At 42.5% G+C, this 17,813-nt stretch carries 11 protein-coding genes; 5 read left to right on the top strand and 6 right to left on the bottom strand.

Annotated elements, in window-relative coordinates:
* Positions 1-331: 331 nt before the first annotated feature.
* From Q8W26_RS13980 to Q8W26_RS13965, 4 genes are all read right to left on the bottom strand, one after another.
* Entirely contained in the window at positions 332-3,532 is a 3,201-nt protein-coding gene (locus tag Q8W26_RS13980; protein WP_101213809.1) for an efflux RND transporter permease subunit, read from the bottom strand.
* A 1-nt stretch (position 3,533) separates the two neighbouring features.
* Entirely contained in the window at positions 3,534-4,712 is a 1,179-nt protein-coding gene (locus Q8W26_RS13975) for an efflux RND transporter periplasmic adaptor subunit (RefSeq protein ID WP_101213808.1), read from the bottom strand.
* A gap of 203 nt (positions 4,713-4,915) precedes the next feature.
* Positions 4,916-7,969 carry an efflux RND transporter permease subunit gene (locus Q8W26_RS13970; RefSeq protein WP_101213807.1) on the bottom strand — a complete coding sequence of 1,018 codons (3,054 nt, stop codon included), beginning with the start codon at positions 7,967-7,969 and terminating at the stop codon, positions 4,916-4,918.
* A 3-nt stretch (positions 7,970-7,972) separates the two neighbouring features.
* Positions 7,973-9,061 (bottom strand): efflux RND transporter periplasmic adaptor subunit, encoded by a 1,089-nt coding sequence (locus tag Q8W26_RS13965; protein ID WP_305473660.1) that lies wholly within the window; start codon positions 9,059-9,061, stop codon positions 7,973-7,975.
* Between the two features lie 183 nt (positions 9,062-9,244).
* Here Q8W26_RS13965 and Q8W26_RS13960 point away from each other — a divergent pair, with 183 nt between their 5' ends.
* Positions 9,245-10,150: a LysR family transcriptional regulator gene (locus Q8W26_RS13960; protein ID WP_101213805.1), complete on the top strand. Its 906-nt coding sequence runs from the start codon at positions 9,245-9,247 to the stop codon at positions 10,148-10,150.
* On the opposite strand, the gene Q8W26_RS13955 is transcribed toward Q8W26_RS13960, so the two are convergent.
* Positions 10,110-10,568, bottom strand: coding sequence for a hypothetical protein (locus tag Q8W26_RS13955; protein ID WP_153071475.1), 459 nt, complete (start codon positions 10,566-10,568; stop codon positions 10,110-10,112). The genes Q8W26_RS13960 and Q8W26_RS13955 overlap by 41 nt on opposite strands.
* Positions 10,569-10,622: 54 nt before the next feature.
* Here Q8W26_RS13955 and Q8W26_RS13950 point away from each other — a divergent pair, with 54 nt between their 5' ends.
* Positions 10,623-11,123, top strand: a complete 501-nt coding sequence (locus Q8W26_RS13950; RefSeq protein WP_101213803.1) for a hypothetical protein — start codon at positions 10,623-10,625, stop codon at positions 11,121-11,123.
* Positions 11,124-11,153: 30 nt separating this feature from the next.
* Here the strand turns inward: Q8W26_RS13950 and glnE are convergent, their stop codons facing one another.
* Complete coding sequence (glnE, locus tag Q8W26_RS13945) at positions 11,154-14,039, bottom strand: bifunctional [glutamate--ammonia ligase]-adenylyl-L-tyrosine phosphorylase/[glutamate--ammonia-ligase] adenylyltransferase (protein WP_370694287.1); 2,886 nt, start codon at positions 14,037-14,039, stop codon at positions 11,154-11,156.
* Between the two features lie 81 nt (positions 14,040-14,120).
* Here glnE and Q8W26_RS13940 point away from each other — a divergent pair, with 81 nt between their 5' ends.
* The 3 genes from Q8W26_RS13940 (at position 14,121) to Q8W26_RS13930 (ending at position 17,809) form a co-directional block, all read left to right on the top strand.
* Positions 14,121-15,089 (top strand): hypothetical protein, encoded by a 969-nt coding sequence (locus tag Q8W26_RS13940; RefSeq protein WP_101213801.1) that lies wholly within the window; start codon positions 14,121-14,123, stop codon positions 15,087-15,089.
* 14 nt (positions 15,090-15,103) lie between these two features.
* Positions 15,104-16,006 (top strand): DUF350 domain-containing protein, encoded by a 903-nt coding sequence (locus tag Q8W26_RS13935; protein ID WP_101213800.1) that lies wholly within the window; start codon positions 15,104-15,106, stop codon positions 16,004-16,006.
* Between the two features lie 81 nt (positions 16,007-16,087).
* Positions 16,088-17,809: a polyamine aminopropyltransferase gene (locus Q8W26_RS13930; RefSeq protein ID WP_305473657.1), complete on the top strand. Its 1,722-nt coding sequence runs from the start codon at positions 16,088-16,090 to the stop codon at positions 17,807-17,809.
* Positions 17,810-17,813 lie beyond the last annotated feature (4 nt).

The raw sequence follows: 17,813 nt of genomic DNA, 5'->3' as shown, positions 1-17,813 counted from the left end.
ACAAGATCACTTTCTTATCAAAGGAAGTGCTACTCCTTAATAACGGCTGTTATTTGTTGAGCCATTTATAAAAGCGAACCGTCAATTTTCAGCTTACCTTCAATGGCAACTGTCTTAACCAAATCGATGTTAATGCGCGCCCTGCAATAAAACCTAAACACTCCCCCCTAAATTATTTTCCTAACATCCCTCCCCAAAAAAGTAATTAGTGACGGCAAGAAATGTACGCTGATGACCAATCACTTCATGCTAATTTATTGTATTTAAGACAATAAAAAGGCCTGAGCATCACTACTCAGGCCTTGTGAATACCAGTAAAGACGTTAGTCCATTAGCTACTCGATGGGGATATTCCACCACTATTAGTGATTGCTACTTCACCGGAAGCTTCATTTAGCGCCGCCGCTTTTTCAGCTTGCAACTGCGCACGTTTAGTCTTCGAAAAGACCCCTTTAATATCTTCTAAAATCACATATAGACAAGGGATAAGCAGTAAAGTAATTACCGTAGCAAATGCGACACCAAAGGCTAACGAGATGGCCATTGGGATAACTATCTTCGCTTGCATACTTGTTTCAAAGATAATCGGCATTAAGCCAATAAAGGTGGTTAATGACGTTAGTGCAATTGCCCTGAATCGGCGACCACCAGCCTCGATAACGGCATCTTTTATTCGTGCACCGCGTTCTCTGGCTTTGTTGACAAAATCAACCATCACCAACGAATCATTGACCACAACACCTGCGGCGGCAATGATACCAAACATTGACATAGAGCTTAGGTCCAAACCAAAAATCATGTGTCCTATAACGGCACCTATGACACCGAACGGGATCACCGACATAATAATCAGCGGTTGTGAGTATGAACGTAATGGCACTGCAAGTAATGCAAATATGACCAATAAAGACAGAACAAAATTCCTTAGCTGTTCATTAGCACCGTCCATCTCCTGCTGTATTCGACCTGACAGCTTAGTTTTGACACTTGGATAAAGCTTTAACAACTCAGGCATAAAGTTGTTCCGGATATCCTCAGCGACTTTAAACGTCTCAACTTGGGCACTATCAACCGTCGCCCAGACATTAACCGTACGCTTACCATTTTCACGGCGTATACGATTCACACCATCGGTTAAGGTTACTGTTGCTAATTCAGACAATGGCACTTGCTGGCCATCTTTTGTAAAGATCAGCGTGTCATTAATATGGCCGATTGAACTCCGCTGCTCTTGCGGATAACGTAACATCACACGAATCTCTTCTGAATCACGTAAAATACGCTGAGCTTCAATGCCGTAAAAACTAAAATTAACTTGTGAAGCGATATCACGCAAGGTTAAACCGAGCCCGTATGCCAATGGCGTTAACTCAAACTGAACTTCTTTGGTTGCACTTTGGCGGCTATCATTAACATCTGATACCCCTTTAAGACTACGAAGTTTGGCTTTGAGTGCCTTAGCCGCTGCTAATAGCTCATCATCATTTTTACCCATTAAGCTAAAGCTGACATCACCGTCATCTCGGCCACCACCAAATAAATTATCACTGACGGTGAGCGATTTTAACCCCGCCATCGGCGGCATGGCATCACGCCAACGTTGTGCGACTTGGAAGGTATCTAAAGTACGTAATTCAGGGTCGATCATTTTAACCATTACCTGACCCCGGGTACGTGAGTCTAAGCTTGAGTTAATTTCACCTACTACTCGATGACCAAACTCTTGCTCAATCTCTTTATCGACACGCTTAATCACATTTTCAACCGCTAGAATCGCGTCTAGTGTGGACTGTTCAGAGCTTTGCTGTTTCATTTCAATGCTAATGCGTGGAAAGTCATGTGGGATCTGCGGCATCCCGATAAAACGAACTAAACCACCAATAAACAAGCCTGCACTGATCAATAAGATGCCAATAAAGGTTACTAGTACTGTATAGCGGTAATGAACAGCTTTAATTAAAAATGGCTGATAGGTATTTGCAACGAAACGTTTTAAGCCACCATCAACTTTCAAGCGTATCGCATGTAATTTACTGGTGTCATTAGCCTCTTTATATTTAATTTTGGCTAAATGAGCCGGCAAAATAAGCTTTGACTCCACTAAAGAGAACAATAAACACAGTACCACAACATAGCCAATCGAGTGTGCCATTGCCGACTCAGGTCCATCACTAAATAGCATCGGTAAAAATGCCGCTATCGTCGTTAACACCCCGAAAGTTGCTGGCATCGCAACCCGTTTAACGCCTCGCACCACATTATCTAAACTATGGCCATGCCGTTCTATTTCATCACTGGCACTTTCACCAACGACAATCGCATCATCGACCACGACACCTAATACAAGAATAAAAGCAAATAAACTGGTGACATTAATAGTGACATTAATAAACTCCATTGGCATAAAGAACAATGCCCCTAAGAAACTCACCGGCAGTCCCATCATCACCCAAAACGCTAAGCGAATACGTAAGAATAGCGCAAGCATTAAAAACACTAAAACACCACCAGAAAACATATTACTGAGCATCATATCAAGGCGACCGTTGAGGTAAAAGGTCATATCAACCCATGGCGTTAAACTAACGCCTTGAGGGAGCTGCGTCTGCTTTTCCTCTATATATGCTTTCACTTGATCAGCTACACCAGAAATACTTTGATCACTTGATGCACCAACAAAGAGTGTAACGGCATTTTCACCATTAAATTTCGAGTAATGAAGTCCTTCAACAAAGCCATCATGGATGGTTGCAATATCACCTAATAAAACAACAGTGCCATCATCTCGGGTAATTAACGGTAACTGCGCAAACTCTTGTTCAGTATAAGCTTGGTTTTCGACGCGCATTGAGATCACGCCATTTTGAGCGCGAATTTGTCCTGCTGACATATTGGCAGAATAATTACGGATAGTACTGGCTATGTCACGAAATGACAGTTGATATTCGCGCAGTTTATCTTGACTCACTTCAATGGAAATTTCATAACTTAAACCGCCATAAAAGTTCGATATATTCACCGTGCTTAAATCTTGAATTTCGTCATGGATACCCCGGCCAAGTTCTTTAAGTTGCTTGGGGGTTAAGTCGCCATGCAAACTGATATACATCACTTCTTGACGGAACTTCTCACGTTTGACAATTGGCCGCTCCATGCCATCAGGAAAGCTAGGAATAGAGTCTATTTGTAGCTTCACTTCATCAAGCACTTCTTGTGTGTCATAGTCAGTATCGACTTCAATCCATGCACTTGATGAACCTCGATTAGAGTAACTAATAACACGTTTTAAGCCTTCAATCCCTTCGAGCGCTTCTTCTATTTTTATCGTAATTCCTTCTTCTACTTCTTGCGGAGCAGCGCCAGGGTACGGCACGTTAATATTAAGCCAATTAATCTCAACAAGCGGGAACATCTGTTTACGAATAGTTAATGAAGCAAGTAAGCCCCCAACAATAATAAACAGCATCAATAAATTCGCTGCAACACTGTTGCGAGCAAACCAGGCAATTAATCCTTTTTCCGAGCTCTGCATGCTACTCTCCAACGACTTTTGCCAGCATTTGTTCAGACTTTACTTGCTCTTTCTCTTCAGCAAGTTGTTCAGGTAATGATAATTTCATACCTTCAATTGGGTAATCTAATGCACTAGTAATGTATTGACTGCTATTAGTTATGTCACCTGTTATCACCACATCATTACCTTGCTCTCGTATGACCTTAACGTTTGCAAAGTGTAATGTTGAATCAGCACTTAATAGCGCTAACTGGTTGTCAATGACAAGATGGCGAGGAACGACAGCAGCGCTCGGTAGCACATAGCCTTCAATATCGACCGTTGTGTAGCTGCCAAAACGCAGCGGCTTTGCTAACGAGTAAGGGGCATCGACTTCAGCGACTAGATAGTTCATACGAGAGTCGTTATCAATGACCCCTTCATTACGGACAATCTTGCCCTGCCACTGAGCTTTTTCGCCATTAAATGGGGCGTAAATGGTTACACTCGCGTTTAAACCTTGTGCAATTAAGAATTGTAAATCACGATCGGCGATAGGTAAGCGAACTTGAGCGACTTCCGTTGATAGCACATGACCAACAGCCGAACCGACACTCACAAAGCTGCCTAAACTGACGGCCCTTGACTCAACAATGGCATTGTATGGTGCTCTAATATAGGTACGTTCCAGATTACGACTCGCCTTTTTCACTTGTGCTTGCGCAGCACGAACTCGTGCAACTTCTTGAGCAAGCTGTGGTTTACGTAAGCCCAGTTCAGAAGGTTTCGCATTGGTAATTTGTAACCATTCTTGTTCTGCGACATGACCTTTGGCTTTTTCTTGTTGGAGTGAAGCTCGTGCCGATGCAAGGTTAGCTTCTGCTTCAATGAGGTTAGCCTCATAATCACTAGGGTCAATGCGAGCAAGTAAGTCGCCCGACTTCACTAAACCGCCTTTAATAAATTGCGGCGCTAATTCAATGATCTGGCCATTGATTTGTGAGACTAATTTAGTTTGCTCTTTAGGTGAGACAACACCTTGTGAACGAACTTTTAATGGCAGCTCCCCCACAGTCACAGGCTCTATCTTCACTAATGGAATGAACTCGACCACTTTTTTCTCTTCAGGCGGTTTTTTTAGCATCATTAAACCTGCCATTGCCACCACTGCAACAGTCAGTGCGGCAAGAGGTAAAAAAATTTGTTTTTTAGTAGCCATCGAAAACTCCATATCATCGTTTTAGCTTTTTTTGATTGCAGCATTATAACGACTATTACTTAAACTTTCGTGTTAAAAATGTAACTTAATCTTACTTTGCGAATCAAAATTTGTTACAAATCATAACGCTAGACATATTATGTCTTTAAGGAAATGTTAAAGCGTCATAAAACAGTATTTTATGACGCTTTAGATATGATGGGTTATTTTCTTATGCCATAGAAAGTGGCATAAAATACTGGAACGAACACTAAGGTCAATATGGTGGCAAAGCCTAAACCAAACATGATAGTTACAGCCATTGATTGGAAAAACACGTCAAACAACAATGGGATCATCCCTAAAATAGTGGTTATTGCTGCCATTGCTACCGGACGTACACGGCTTACCCCTGCGCTGACGATTGCATCGTAGGGCTGTTTACCCTCTTTTAGTTCAATATTAATTTGATCGACTAACACGATACCATTTTTAATCAACATCCCTGACAAACTCAGCAGCCCCAGTAAAGCCATAAAACTAAACGCTGCCCCCATCACCAATAAGCCGCCAGAAACGCCGATGATAGCCATAGGCACAGTTGCCCATATCACTAATGGCGCTTTAAGTGAGTTAAATAGAAATACCGTGATCATAAACATGATTAAGTAACCCATTGGTAAGCCGCTAATTAATGCTTTTTGAGCATCTCGGGCACTTTCATATTCACCGCCCCAGCTCAATTGATAACCCGGGGGCAGCTTTATCTGCTCGATTAACGGCTTAACCTGTCTAAACAATTGATCAGCAGTGCCTTCACCAAGCACATCATGATCGGCTTTAACCGTAATGGTGCGTTTGCGATCACGCCTTAATATCAGAGAGTCCTCCCACGTCGTTTCGAACCCATCGACCACTTGGCTCACCGGAATGTAACGTTTTAATGTGCGACTATATATTTGCAGGGCATTTAAACTATCAACAGAGAGACGTTCACTCGCGGGCGCTCTGGCAACAATAGGGAGCATATGAGTGCCATCACGATACAAACCTACTGCTTTGCCAGAGAAACTCACCAATAATAACTCGTCTAAATCTGCTTTACTGATCCCTACGCGCCTGCCCATCGCCTCATTAAATATTGGGCGAATAACTTTACTGCGTTGGCGCCAGTCATCACGAACATTAAAGGCTAGGGGGTTAGCAAACAAAATAGCCTTTGCTTCTCCTGCTAATTGTCTAAGCACTTCAGGATCTGCTCCAGAAAAGCGTGCTTCAAGTTTTGACTCGACCGCAGGGCCAATTTCCATCGGCTTTATCTTGGCCAATGAATCTGGAAACTGCTCCTTTAGGTAATCTCGTAATTGCTGCATCACTTCGGCTTGACGCTCTCGGTTTGTCACACGAACAATTAGCTGGCCATAAGACTGATAGCTTTTCTCTGGTCCATAGGTCAGCATGAAACGAATAGCGCCTTGCCCGACCGTAGATGTCACATGCTCCACCCCTTCCTGAGCTAGTAAATAATGGTGTACTTTTTCGATATCTTGCTGGGTTGCTCTAATATCAGACCCTTGATAACGCCACATATCAACATAAAACATGGGTGTATTAGAGGCAGGAAAAAATGACTGTTTGACTTGGCCAAAACCGATAGCGGCTAATACTAACAATAACATTAACGATGTTATCGAGACCCAACGAAAACGCAGACAACAGGTTAAGACCTTACGATAGATAGTAAATAATGCACCTTGATAGGGATCTTCATTTTGCTCTGACGACTCTTGAGTTAGTTTATCTTTAAATAACACACTGGCAAAAAATGGGGTTAAGGTGATAGCGGTAACCCAGCTCAATAACAATGAAATACATAACACCCAAAATAAACTGCCTGCAAACTCACCCGTTGCATCAGCAGAGAGGCCTATCGGGGCAAAGGCTGTAATAGCGATCACTGTTGCGCCTAATAGTGGCCAAATCGTTTGTTTGACAATATCACTGGCCGCTTGGGTTTTACTGCGCCCTTTTTTCATCCCTATTAGAATGCCTTCCGTCACGACAATAGCATTGTCGACGAGCATCCCTAACGCAATAATCAGCGCACCTAATGAAATTCGTTGCAGCTCTATCGCCATAGATTCCATAAAGATGAAGGTACCAAACACTGTAATAAGTAAGATGAAGCCAATTAATAATCCACTTCGAACGCCCATAAAGACTAAAAGGACAATAATCACAATTGCTACTGCTTCAACCAAACTCAGAATAAAGCTACTCACCGACTGCTCAACTTCAATGGGTTGGTTGTAGACTGTATTTATCTCAAGGCCTAGCGGTTTAAAATATTCAAGCTCACTTAAACGTTGCGCTAACACTTCGCCAACCTTAACCACATTAACGCCACTGGAGAATGACACACCAATGAGCAATGCTTGTTGTTGGTTGTACGTAATAATATTTGATGGGATTTCTGCATAATCGCGACGAACGGTCGCAACGTCACCAAGATAAATCAGTTCATTACTGCCCGGCGCAGAAATAATTAAAGATTCAAGCTCAGAAACGTGTTTAAACTCTCCCGTGGAGTGAAAACGAATAGACTCCTCACCCACTTTTATCTGCCCTGCATTAGACACAGTATTTTGACTACGAAGTAACTCAAAGATACTCACTTGCGGAATACCCAACGCAACAAGCTTACTGCGAGATATTTCTACAACGACTTGCTCACGCTGCTGCCCAGCTAAGTCAACTTTTCCAATACCGTCAATTAATACCAACTCTCGGCGCAACTGATCAGCATAGCTTTTTAGCTCTTCATAACTATAGCCATCACCAGTAATGGCCAGCAACACGCCGAATACATCACCAAAATCATCTTTAACCTTTGGCGGATTAACGCCTTGAGGGAAGCTCCCAGCTAGATCATTAACCTTACGCCTCACTTCATCCCAAATTTGTCGTAGTTCATCTTTACGATACGTACTTTGCATCTCAACAATAATTTGCGATAAACCCGGCGATGAAATAGATTTAACATTTTTAATATAGGGTAACTGTTGCAACGCATTTTCAATAGGATAACTAACTTCTTCTTCGACTTGCATAGGACTAGCACCAGGATAGCTAGTCAAAATCATTGCTTCTTTTATCGTAAACTCTGGATCTTCCAAACGGCCTAGTTCGTTATAAGAAACAATCCCACCAAGCAACAAAATAGTTGCAAACATCCAACTGATGACACGATGACTTATAGAAAGTTTTGCGATATCCATAACTTACAGTCCTCGCTCACGAACCCATGGACGAACTTTCATCCCTTGACGAAGGTGGTGCACACCAGCGCCTACGATAAGTTCATTCCCCTCTAAACCATCAGTAATAATCACACCGGACTCGGTTAATTGGCCAACTCTGACTGGAATGCGTGACACAGTCATATCTTGAGCAACACGCCAAACAAATTTTTCAGGGCTATTAACCGGCTGCTCAGACGCAGAGAAAACAGCTGCAACAGGCAATACCACGTGGGAGAAATCTTGTTTAGTGACTTGCGCTAAATCCGCAAAAACTGTCCCCGACATTCCAGGTAAAATATTTTTATCTGCAGGCAATGCCATCGTGAAGACAACCTTATACGAACGGGTGACCGGGTCTGCTTGAGCATCCCATTCTTTCACAGTCAATTTGAAGCGCTCATCAGGCATCGAGTCAAACACAACATCTGGCTGATACTTTGTTTGTTTATCAATAGTGGCGACGAGTTTTTCCGACAAGTGAATCGAGACATCGACGCGATCGAAGTTCTGTAAGTTTAAAATAACTTGTTGAGCTTGAATATTTTGATGCTTTTCAACAAATACTTTCGCAATAGTGCCAGCGTATGGCGCACGTAACGTTGTGTATTCCAAAGCTGTTTTAGCGCTATTTAGATTTGACTCTGCCACAAGTAAGCTGGCACGAGCTTCATCAAATTGCGACTGAGAAGCTAACTCACGTTCAAGTAATTGCTTGGTACGATTAAACTGCGATAAAGCTAGCGCGTGCCTCGCTTCACGGTCAGCGACGCTAATGTTGTAGTCTCGAGGATCTAGCTGCGCTAGAATCTGGCCTTTTTCCACCCTATTTCCCGCTTTCACCAAAAATTTTTGTACTTCACCACTTACGCGAAACGCAAGGTGACTATCATTGTTGGCTTCAACTTGGGCTGGAAACTGTCGCTCCGACGATTGAGATAAACCATCAATATCGATGATTTTCACCATAGGAACTATGGGCTCTCTCGCTACAACCTCTTGCTCAAAGCACCCGCTGAGTCCGACTAGGGTCGCGATTACAACCGATAATTGACCTAATTTAATCCACATGTTACTGCTACCATCCATTATTACCATCCCTTGTTTACCAAAATTGTTCCAATGCTCATCATTGGTTTTCTTCGATGACTACATGTTACTCCGGCGCATATAAAAATAAAATTTATATAAAATTAAAATCATGATAAATTTTATTTATAAAGTTTTGCTATTTAATCTTATCGAGTATCAATCATGACGTTAGAACAGTTAAAGGTCTTACAAAAAATTGTCGAGTTAGGGAGCTTAAAGGCGGCTGCACAAGCACTGCATAAAACCCAACCAGCATTATCTATTGCAATAAAAAAACTTGAGCAGCAATATTCTATTCAACTACTCGATCGCCAGCAATATCGATTAACGCTAACAAGTCATGGCAAAATATTTTATCGTCAAGCGCAAGTGCTCTTACTTGGCGCTGACCAACTTGACTCATTAGGCCACCAACTAGCAGAAGGGAATGAAGCACTATTTCGGATTGGCTACGACCCTCTATGTAACCTTGATATGCTGTTAGCGATTCTGAAACAATGCCAACAACAGTTTCCTACTACTGAATTTCAGATTATCTCAGGCTCACGCTTTTCGTCACTAGAACAACTCAACGACGATGACGTTGATGTGGCAATAGGAGCATGGTTCCATTTATTTCATGGATTAGGCGACTATCAAGCATTACCTGTGGGTGAGTTTAAGTTAGTACTTGCTGCGGCCCCATCGCTTTTTGATAAAGAAGTCGTTACAAGCTTACAACAGCTCAATCAATATCCTTGTGTTACTTTGTTAGAAAGTAGCCTAAGTTTTGATAACGAGCGATTAGGTATCCATAGCGCCAAGCAGCAGTTTAAAACCAAAGATGTACACACCCTTAAGAGTCTGATTCGTCAAGGCTTAGGTTGTGCGATTATTCCTCGCTCTCACATTGAAGCTGAGTTAGCCTCAGGCGAATTAATTACACTAGCACTGGAAGATTTTGAAGAAAGTCTTGATGGCGAGGTCCGTATGATCAAAAAGATAGATAAAGTATTTGGACCTGTTGGACAATTCTTTTGGCAAGCCGTCAGCGAAAACTCAAGCAAGCTTGTGGCAGCATCAAATTAATACTGTCACCGTAACAAAGCCCGTCAATAAAGGGAGCTATGACTTCAACTACCGATGATGAGTGAAAGTGACCAATTTTAGTTTCTGGGTGGGGGTAATAAACAAATGCAGCAAAAGCTTGCTCATTCTTTACAAGATGACAGCGGGTAAAAGAAAAGTCTTCTGCAGGAAAGCTTGGATGCCAGCGCAGCTGTTTAAAATAATAATCGGGCGACTTATTAGTAAAAATATAGGGGCTAATCTCAAGGTTTAATGTACCAGAAAAATACTGGGATAGATTCAAGCCTCGTTGCAAAAAATGCGAAGCTTGCCACGCGATTGAACCTCGACCAGCCACATCCTGACGCTGCCCTGAAGCCAAGCCGTAACCTTGGCAAATCGTTGCATCAATTGCGACCATCTTGTTGTTCAGCTTCAATTAATCCACTCCTTTATAAGATAAGGATATTAACTTAGGGTTTGGAGAACGATAATGAAAAATTCACTCATACAATGGATGATGATAACCGCTATTAGTGCCTCGCTGGCCTTTGCTCCGGCAGCATTTGCAGGTCCACATAAAAGTCATAATAATCACCATCATGTAAAAAAGAAACATCATTACAAAAACCATCACAACAAACGTCATCATGGAAAAAGACATCACCACCGCCGTCACAACCACAGTAGTAAGCACTTTATTCATGGTGTCATTGGTGGAGTAGTGTTAGGTAGCGTGATCCATCATGCCTCTAAACATAATCACCGTAAGCATCATCATACAAGTTATCAGCACACAGACTATGGTTACAATAATGGTTATAACAGCCAATATTATAATACGCCTGTCAGGGTCAATAAAACGGTTATAGTTAATCACACCCCCACTCAAACTTACCGAGTGTTAAATGGTCAAGACTGTTATTTAGTTAATTACAATGAGCAAGGTAGTGAGATTTTAACGCAAGTACCTAAGGTAAATTGTGGCTTTTAAGGCCACAATTTACGCTCACACGCTTGGCGTTTAAAGTGAAGTAGAAGGTGCGCTGAGTAACACTTGGCGCCAAATACTACTGACCTCTTCGCGCTCTTGAGTAAACTCTCCCATTGACACCTGATTCTTTTGGTTCTGCAAGACTAACCGATGCCCTTTATCTCGGTAACTACAATAAGCAGAGCTAAGCGAGATAACTTGCTGTTCAGATAAAATTCCATGTTGTTTAATGGCATCAAAGATACGAATATTATCACTAAAGGTGGCTAACGCTGGGTACTTCTCACTGTATCCAAGGACAATGTATTGTGCAATAAACTCAATATCTGCTATTGCGCCGTTATCTTGCTTTAAGTCAAAGACCGATTCAGTACCTTTAGACAGGTGATCACGCATCTTAACCCGCATTTTCGCGACTTCTTGTTGCAATTCAGCAAGGTCTCTTTGCTTGGTCAGAATTGCTAAGCGTGCTTGATTAAACGTCTCTTTGATAACGTTATCTCCACAAACAATGCGAGCACGCACTATCGCCTGATGCTCCCAGACCCAAGCTTCTTGTTCCTGATACTCAATAAAAGTTTGAATATTTGAGACCATCAAGCCTGAATTCCCCGATGGGCGCAAACGCATATCAATTTCATAAAGAATCCCTGAATTGGTACGGGTATTAAACCAATGCAAGATACGCTGTGCTAACTTCAAATAAAAGTGATGGCTATCAACTTGCTTATTGCCATTAGTTAACGCGCCAGCTTTGGCGCAATGAACAAAGACTAAGTCCAAGTCAGAGCCGTAGCCTAATTCTAAGCCGCCCATTTTTCCGTAACCAATCACTGCAAACCCTTTACCTTCGCCTAAATGAACCGGCTCGCCATAACGCTCGGTCATTTGTTGCCAAGCAAGGTCAACGACGTAATCCATAATTGACTCAGCCAGCGCCGTTAAGTGATCACTAACTTCCATTACAGGCATCACCCCCGTAATGTCTGCAGCGGCAATTCGTAATTGTTGTGCTTGCTTGTATTGTCGCAAGCCTTCCATCATTTGCTCCATATCATCTGGCGGCACACGCATTAAGTATTGGCGTAATTCACTAGGGTATTCACTTAGTGGCGTTGGGCTATATAGCAGTTTGGGATCTAATAACTCATCGAGTAGTATTGGAAAATTAGTTAACTGCTCTGCAATCCAACTACTGGCATGACACAGTTTAATAAACTGAGTCAATGCGCCAGGGTTTTCAAGTAATAGTTCGATGTACGCCGTTCTGGTAGCAATCTTACTTAGTATCTTTCCAATTCGAGCCAATAGTTCGTCACTATCATCAAGCTTGATTAACTGAATTAATAATGCAGGCATTAGCTTCGCCATTGCCTCTTGACCGCGTGGGCCCATTGGCCGTTTGGAAATATCTTGTTTTATATTATGAATCTCATTAAACAATGGTTGCGGCTTCGCACACCCAAGTTCAAATAACACTGACTCTCCATCAAAATCGGCATCGGACTCGTAAATGAGTTTGAGTAAATTTACTGTTTTAGACTCGCCGCATTGCTCTTGATCATCTTCCCCCACAACCAAATTAAATTGTTGGGTGACAGCTGCGGTGTGTACTTTCAACTTTTCTCTAAACGCAGCCTCATCGACGCAATCACTGAGATAGACTAACCGTGCCCAGTCTGTCTCATTCTCTGGAAGCGTCTGTGTTTGTTTGTCCGCGAATTGCTGTAAAAATTGCTCACAAGCACGTAAAAACAAGTAACTTCGCAACAAACTTTGATATTCATATCGAGTAAAAATATCAAGCTCTTGCAATGCGATGAGCGTGGCTAAGAGAGATTGTTGACGCAACTGAGGCTCGCGTCCACCCCGAATCATCTGAAAGACTTGCACAATAAACTCAACTTCGCGAATACCGCCACTGCCAAGCTTAATATTATCGACTAAACCGCGACGTCTTACCTCATGGCTAATCATTTGTTTCATCTGACGTAATGACTCTATTGCACTGAAATCAATGTAACGACGGAACATAAATGGGCGTAGCAGCTCACTCAGCTCATGGCTATAATTAGTTTGTTCACCTAAGACTCGCCCTTTGACCATAGCATAGCGCTCCCAGTCACGCCCTTGAGATTGGTAATAGTCTTCAAGCGCAGCATAACTAACCACTAGAGGCCCTGAATTACCAAATGGGCGTAAACGCATATCGACACGATAAACAAAACCATCATAAGTTTTCTTGTCCAATGCGTTGATTAACTTTTGTCCAAGCTTAACAAAAAATTGCTGATTTTCAGTACTACGTCGGCCACCCTGGGTTTGGCCATGCTCCGGAAAAGAAAAAATGAGGTCAATATCGGATGAAAAATTAAGCTCTCTCCCCCCTAGTTTCCCCATCCCAATGATCATTAATGGTTGGGGTTGACCATCGGCATTCACTGGTGTGCCCCAAGTTTTCGCCAAAAAGCCATATAACCAATCTCGGGCACTGATAATAAGGTGCTCGGCTAATGCTGATACATCTTTCATCGATTGTTCTAGCGCGATAAGTTGACACATATCTCGCCACGCAATGACTACTTGGAAAAAATTACGATTAAGACGTAATACGCGATCGAGGTCTGCTTCACTATTCACCGTAGCTAGGTCACCTTCAAGACGCTGCCGAATATGCGGTATCAACTGCTCTGCAGTTAAGATTTCCTGCTCAAAAATATCAGTTAGCCACTGTGGATGAAGTGTTATTTGCTCATAAGCAAAGTCACTTAACGCAAAGATTTTTAAAATTAAATCACAATGCTGTGGCTTTATTTGATCTATCAGTTGAACATTAGCCTCACTGAATTCATAATAACGTTCACTCGCGAGAGTAAAAAGTGCTTGGGGTAACGAAAACGGATTTAACATTTGCATTCTTTTTGGCATCCACAATAAGTAAGTTGAGCAGAAAAAATTGTTACAACAACTCATAACCATATCATTTACGAGGTCTTTATGGCAGGTAAGCCAATAAAAATATTGTTGCTTATATTGGTTTTTTTTATCACAGCTGGGTGTCAAGATGAATTGGATGAACGTATCAGCCGATTACAGCAACAGAGCCAGAGTGATATTCTAAAACTTGGTGAGCAGTTAGATAAAGGTCAAGTGCGCAATGCTGTGATCTTAAAAGAATATGTTGAGCTCTTAAGGAAGCAGCGTCCCGAGTTATCGAATGTGCTAGATGTCTTAGTAATAGATTCAACCCGTGAAGGTCCCTTATTTAAAAGTTTGCAACAACGAGTCACCGACGCGAACACAATCAACAATGACTACAGTAGTCGAGAAGAACAAGCGTCGGAATTGATCAACTTAACCGAAGCTCTTAATCCGACTTTATTTAATGACGCCCTTAGTGACCCTGTTAATGTTGTTGCCGATTTATCCCAAGGAAAGCTAGCACGTGTCAATGCGTTAAGTCAGGCACAAAGCAAGCTCGCCAACGCGGCCGAAGACTTTGGTCCGGGCTCTCAACTTGTTGGTAACCCCAATTATGGTAGTTGGGTTACTGATAATAATGGTATGTCAATGTGGGAATGGTTTGGTGCTTATCTTATTTTCTCCACAATTGCTGATTCCATCTCTTATGATCGTTGGGGGCGTTATCGTGGTTATAGCTATTACAGCGATTATGGTCGATACCGTTACAGCACTCATAAACAACGTCGCTATCAAAAAGACACGTGGTTGAAGACCAAAAAGAAATACAGCACTGGAACGCATTACTCTTCGCCGTACAGTAAATCACGTGTTGGCGCGAGCCGCTTGTCTACCAACAGTAATCAAGCTAAAACCACCGCTTCTCGAAATTATGCGGGCCATAAACCGTTTAGACAAACACGTTCAACGTCAAGTTACTCAAATAATTCAAGCTTTAGAAATAGCCGCAGTTCAACCTCGCGCGGCATTAGCCGTGGCAAATAATAGGATTGACACACATGGAACAATTACAGCAATTTATTAATCACCAACCCCACCTACTCGGTATTTTAGCTATCGATATCGTTATTGCCATTGTGCTTCTTCTCGCCATGCGCTTTATCTCAGGCTTGTGGGCTGGAGTTGATACCACCAATGAGCTCGCACAAAAAGACAACTTCGCTTTTGGTATCTCATTAGCCGGTAGCCTCCTCGCGTTGGCCATCGTTATGACAGGAGCAATCAGCGGTGAATCTGGTGTTACCTTCGCCCAAGAAGCTATCGGTATGACCATTTACGGTACCATCGGACTATTACTAATAAAAATTGGCCGTATTGCTCATGATAAATGGGCATTACCTGGCATCGATAAAGCCGTGCATATTGAACAAGGTAATATTGGGGTCGCGATTATTGATGCCGCAGCGGTCATTGCCACTGCACTTATTATCCGCGCCACTTTACTTTGGGCACACGACCTTGATTTGAATACTTTTATCGCGATAATCACAGGATTTATTATTTCACAAGGCCTACTGGTTCTCATGACGCGTTTACGAGAACGTGCTTATAAGAAGGCCAATCAAGGTGCGTTGTTCCAAGAGGCTATCGCAGCCGGGCAAACTGCACTGGCTATCCGCCATGCGGGCTTCCTAATTGCAACAGGCTTTACGCTTACAGGCGCAAGCAATTTCTTAGAGTACCACCCTAATGCTTACGTGGAAAACGCTCTGGGTTGGGTGCTGTTTGGTGTGGCTATGATGTCATTACTGTATGTCTTAGTACCTATTGTAAAGCGTTTAGTACTCTCTCGAATTAACCTAACTGAAGAAGTCGATCACCAGCATAATATTGGTGTCGCTGCTCTAGAGTTTGTTATCAGCTTGTGTGTTGCACTTATTTTAATGGCGCTCATGGCTTAACCATTTTTGCAATTACCACCACATACTTTTTAATAAGCCTTCACCGATGTGAAGGCTTATAGCTTTTAGGAAGAAAGAACCTTGATTAAGAACCTGCAGGTCAATCAGCGCTTGCTCGATGATGTATTACTCATTTCCATTATGGCTGTCCTGGCTGGCTGTGGTTTGATTTACGAATACCTACTCTCCCATTATGCCGGACGAGTTATTGGCGCAATTGAATCCGCCATTTATACCATGATTGGAATAATGATAGTTTCGATGGGGGTCGGCTCGTTTGTCGCGCGCAAAGTGAAGTGTGCATTCACCGGGTTTGCCTGGCTTGAGCTTATCATCGCACTCATTGGTTGCAGTGCAATAGTCGTCATTTCTTCTGCGATTGCCGCTGTGCAATTACTTCCACAAATCATTGCTCAAACCTTCAATTTACCACCCGATAGCCTACCCCAAGGCGGTTTTATTCAAACGCTCTATTACATTACTCACTATAGCCCTTATGTTGTAGGCGCTATCCTTGGGTTGTTTATTGGGATGGAAATACCCTTAATTGCGCGAATCCGCGAACATGTCCACCGTCAACATTTAGTCCATAACGCCGGAACCATTTATGGTGCAGATTATATTGGCGCAGGCATCGGCGCTGCAATTTGGATTACCATCATGTTGTCCCTTGAAATAAATTTAAGCGCAAGTTTGACCGCGACGGCCAACCTTATCGCAGGAGTTATTTTTTGGTTTCGTTATAAACAGTATATTCGCCACAAAAACCTGCTCATTGTCGGTCATTTTCTTGCGTCACTTGTTGTGATGATGATATTTAATTTTGGCGGGCAATGGTCAAAGCAATTTAATAACTTATTGTACTTAGATGAGGTCGCGTACCAACAGCAAACGCGATTTGCCAATGTCGTGGTCACCGAGCGCTATTTACCACAGCGGGCAGAGCCCATCTTAAGTTTGTATCTCAATGGCCGTTTACAGTTTTCTGCTACTGACGAGCATATTTACCATAAGTTTTTAGTGTATCCTGCGATGGCCAGTTCTGCCCGTAACGAACGCGTCTTAATCATAGGTGGTGGCGATGGCTTGGGTTTAAGAGAAGTGCTTAAGTGGCAACCTAAGCACGTCACGCTAATGGATCTGGACCAAGAATTAGTCGCAATATTTAAAGAACCTGAAAGCAAAGTACCGCCATACTTAGCACAAACCATCAATAAATTAACAGAGCGTTCGTTATCTGACCCTCGCGTCGAAATAATTTATGCCGATGCCTTTAACGGTATCGACCAATTAATTAGCGAATCACGACATTACGATACTGTGATTGTTGACTTACCCGATCCATCTCACCCTGATCTCAATAAACTCTATAGTAAAACGTTTTACCAAAAGATTCGTCAAATTATCAGTAACGATGGTGTCATGGTCGTTCAATCAACTTCTCCATTTCATGCAAAGCGTGCATTTGTTAGTATTAAAAAAACTGTAGCCGCGGCCCAATGGTCGCACGTTGAGCAGTACCATCATAATGTCCCGACCTTCGGCCAATGGGGCTGGACGATAGCGAGCCTCAATGGTAAATCACCCCGCGCGCGTTTAAGACAGGTCAAACACTTGCATTCATTTGAAGACTGGCTAACCCCAAGCTTAATTCAAGCGAGCTTTGAGTTCTCGCAAGGGTTTTATCAAGTACAGGAAAGCGTTGAAGTCAATGAATTGGGAAGTTTTACCCTCTACCATTATCATCAGAATGCATGGGAGCACCAGCAAGGGCTCAATAGCACTTTGTATCAAAATGAGTAATTAA

Origin of the sequence: Psychrobium sp. 1_MG-2023 (genome assembly GCF_030689115.1) — a bacterium.
Classification (GTDB): domain Bacteria; phylum Pseudomonadota; class Gammaproteobacteria; order Enterobacterales; family Psychrobiaceae; genus Psychrobium.
Note: the sequence above shows the minus strand (reverse complement) of the source record. Positions and strands in the feature narration are given on the sequence as shown.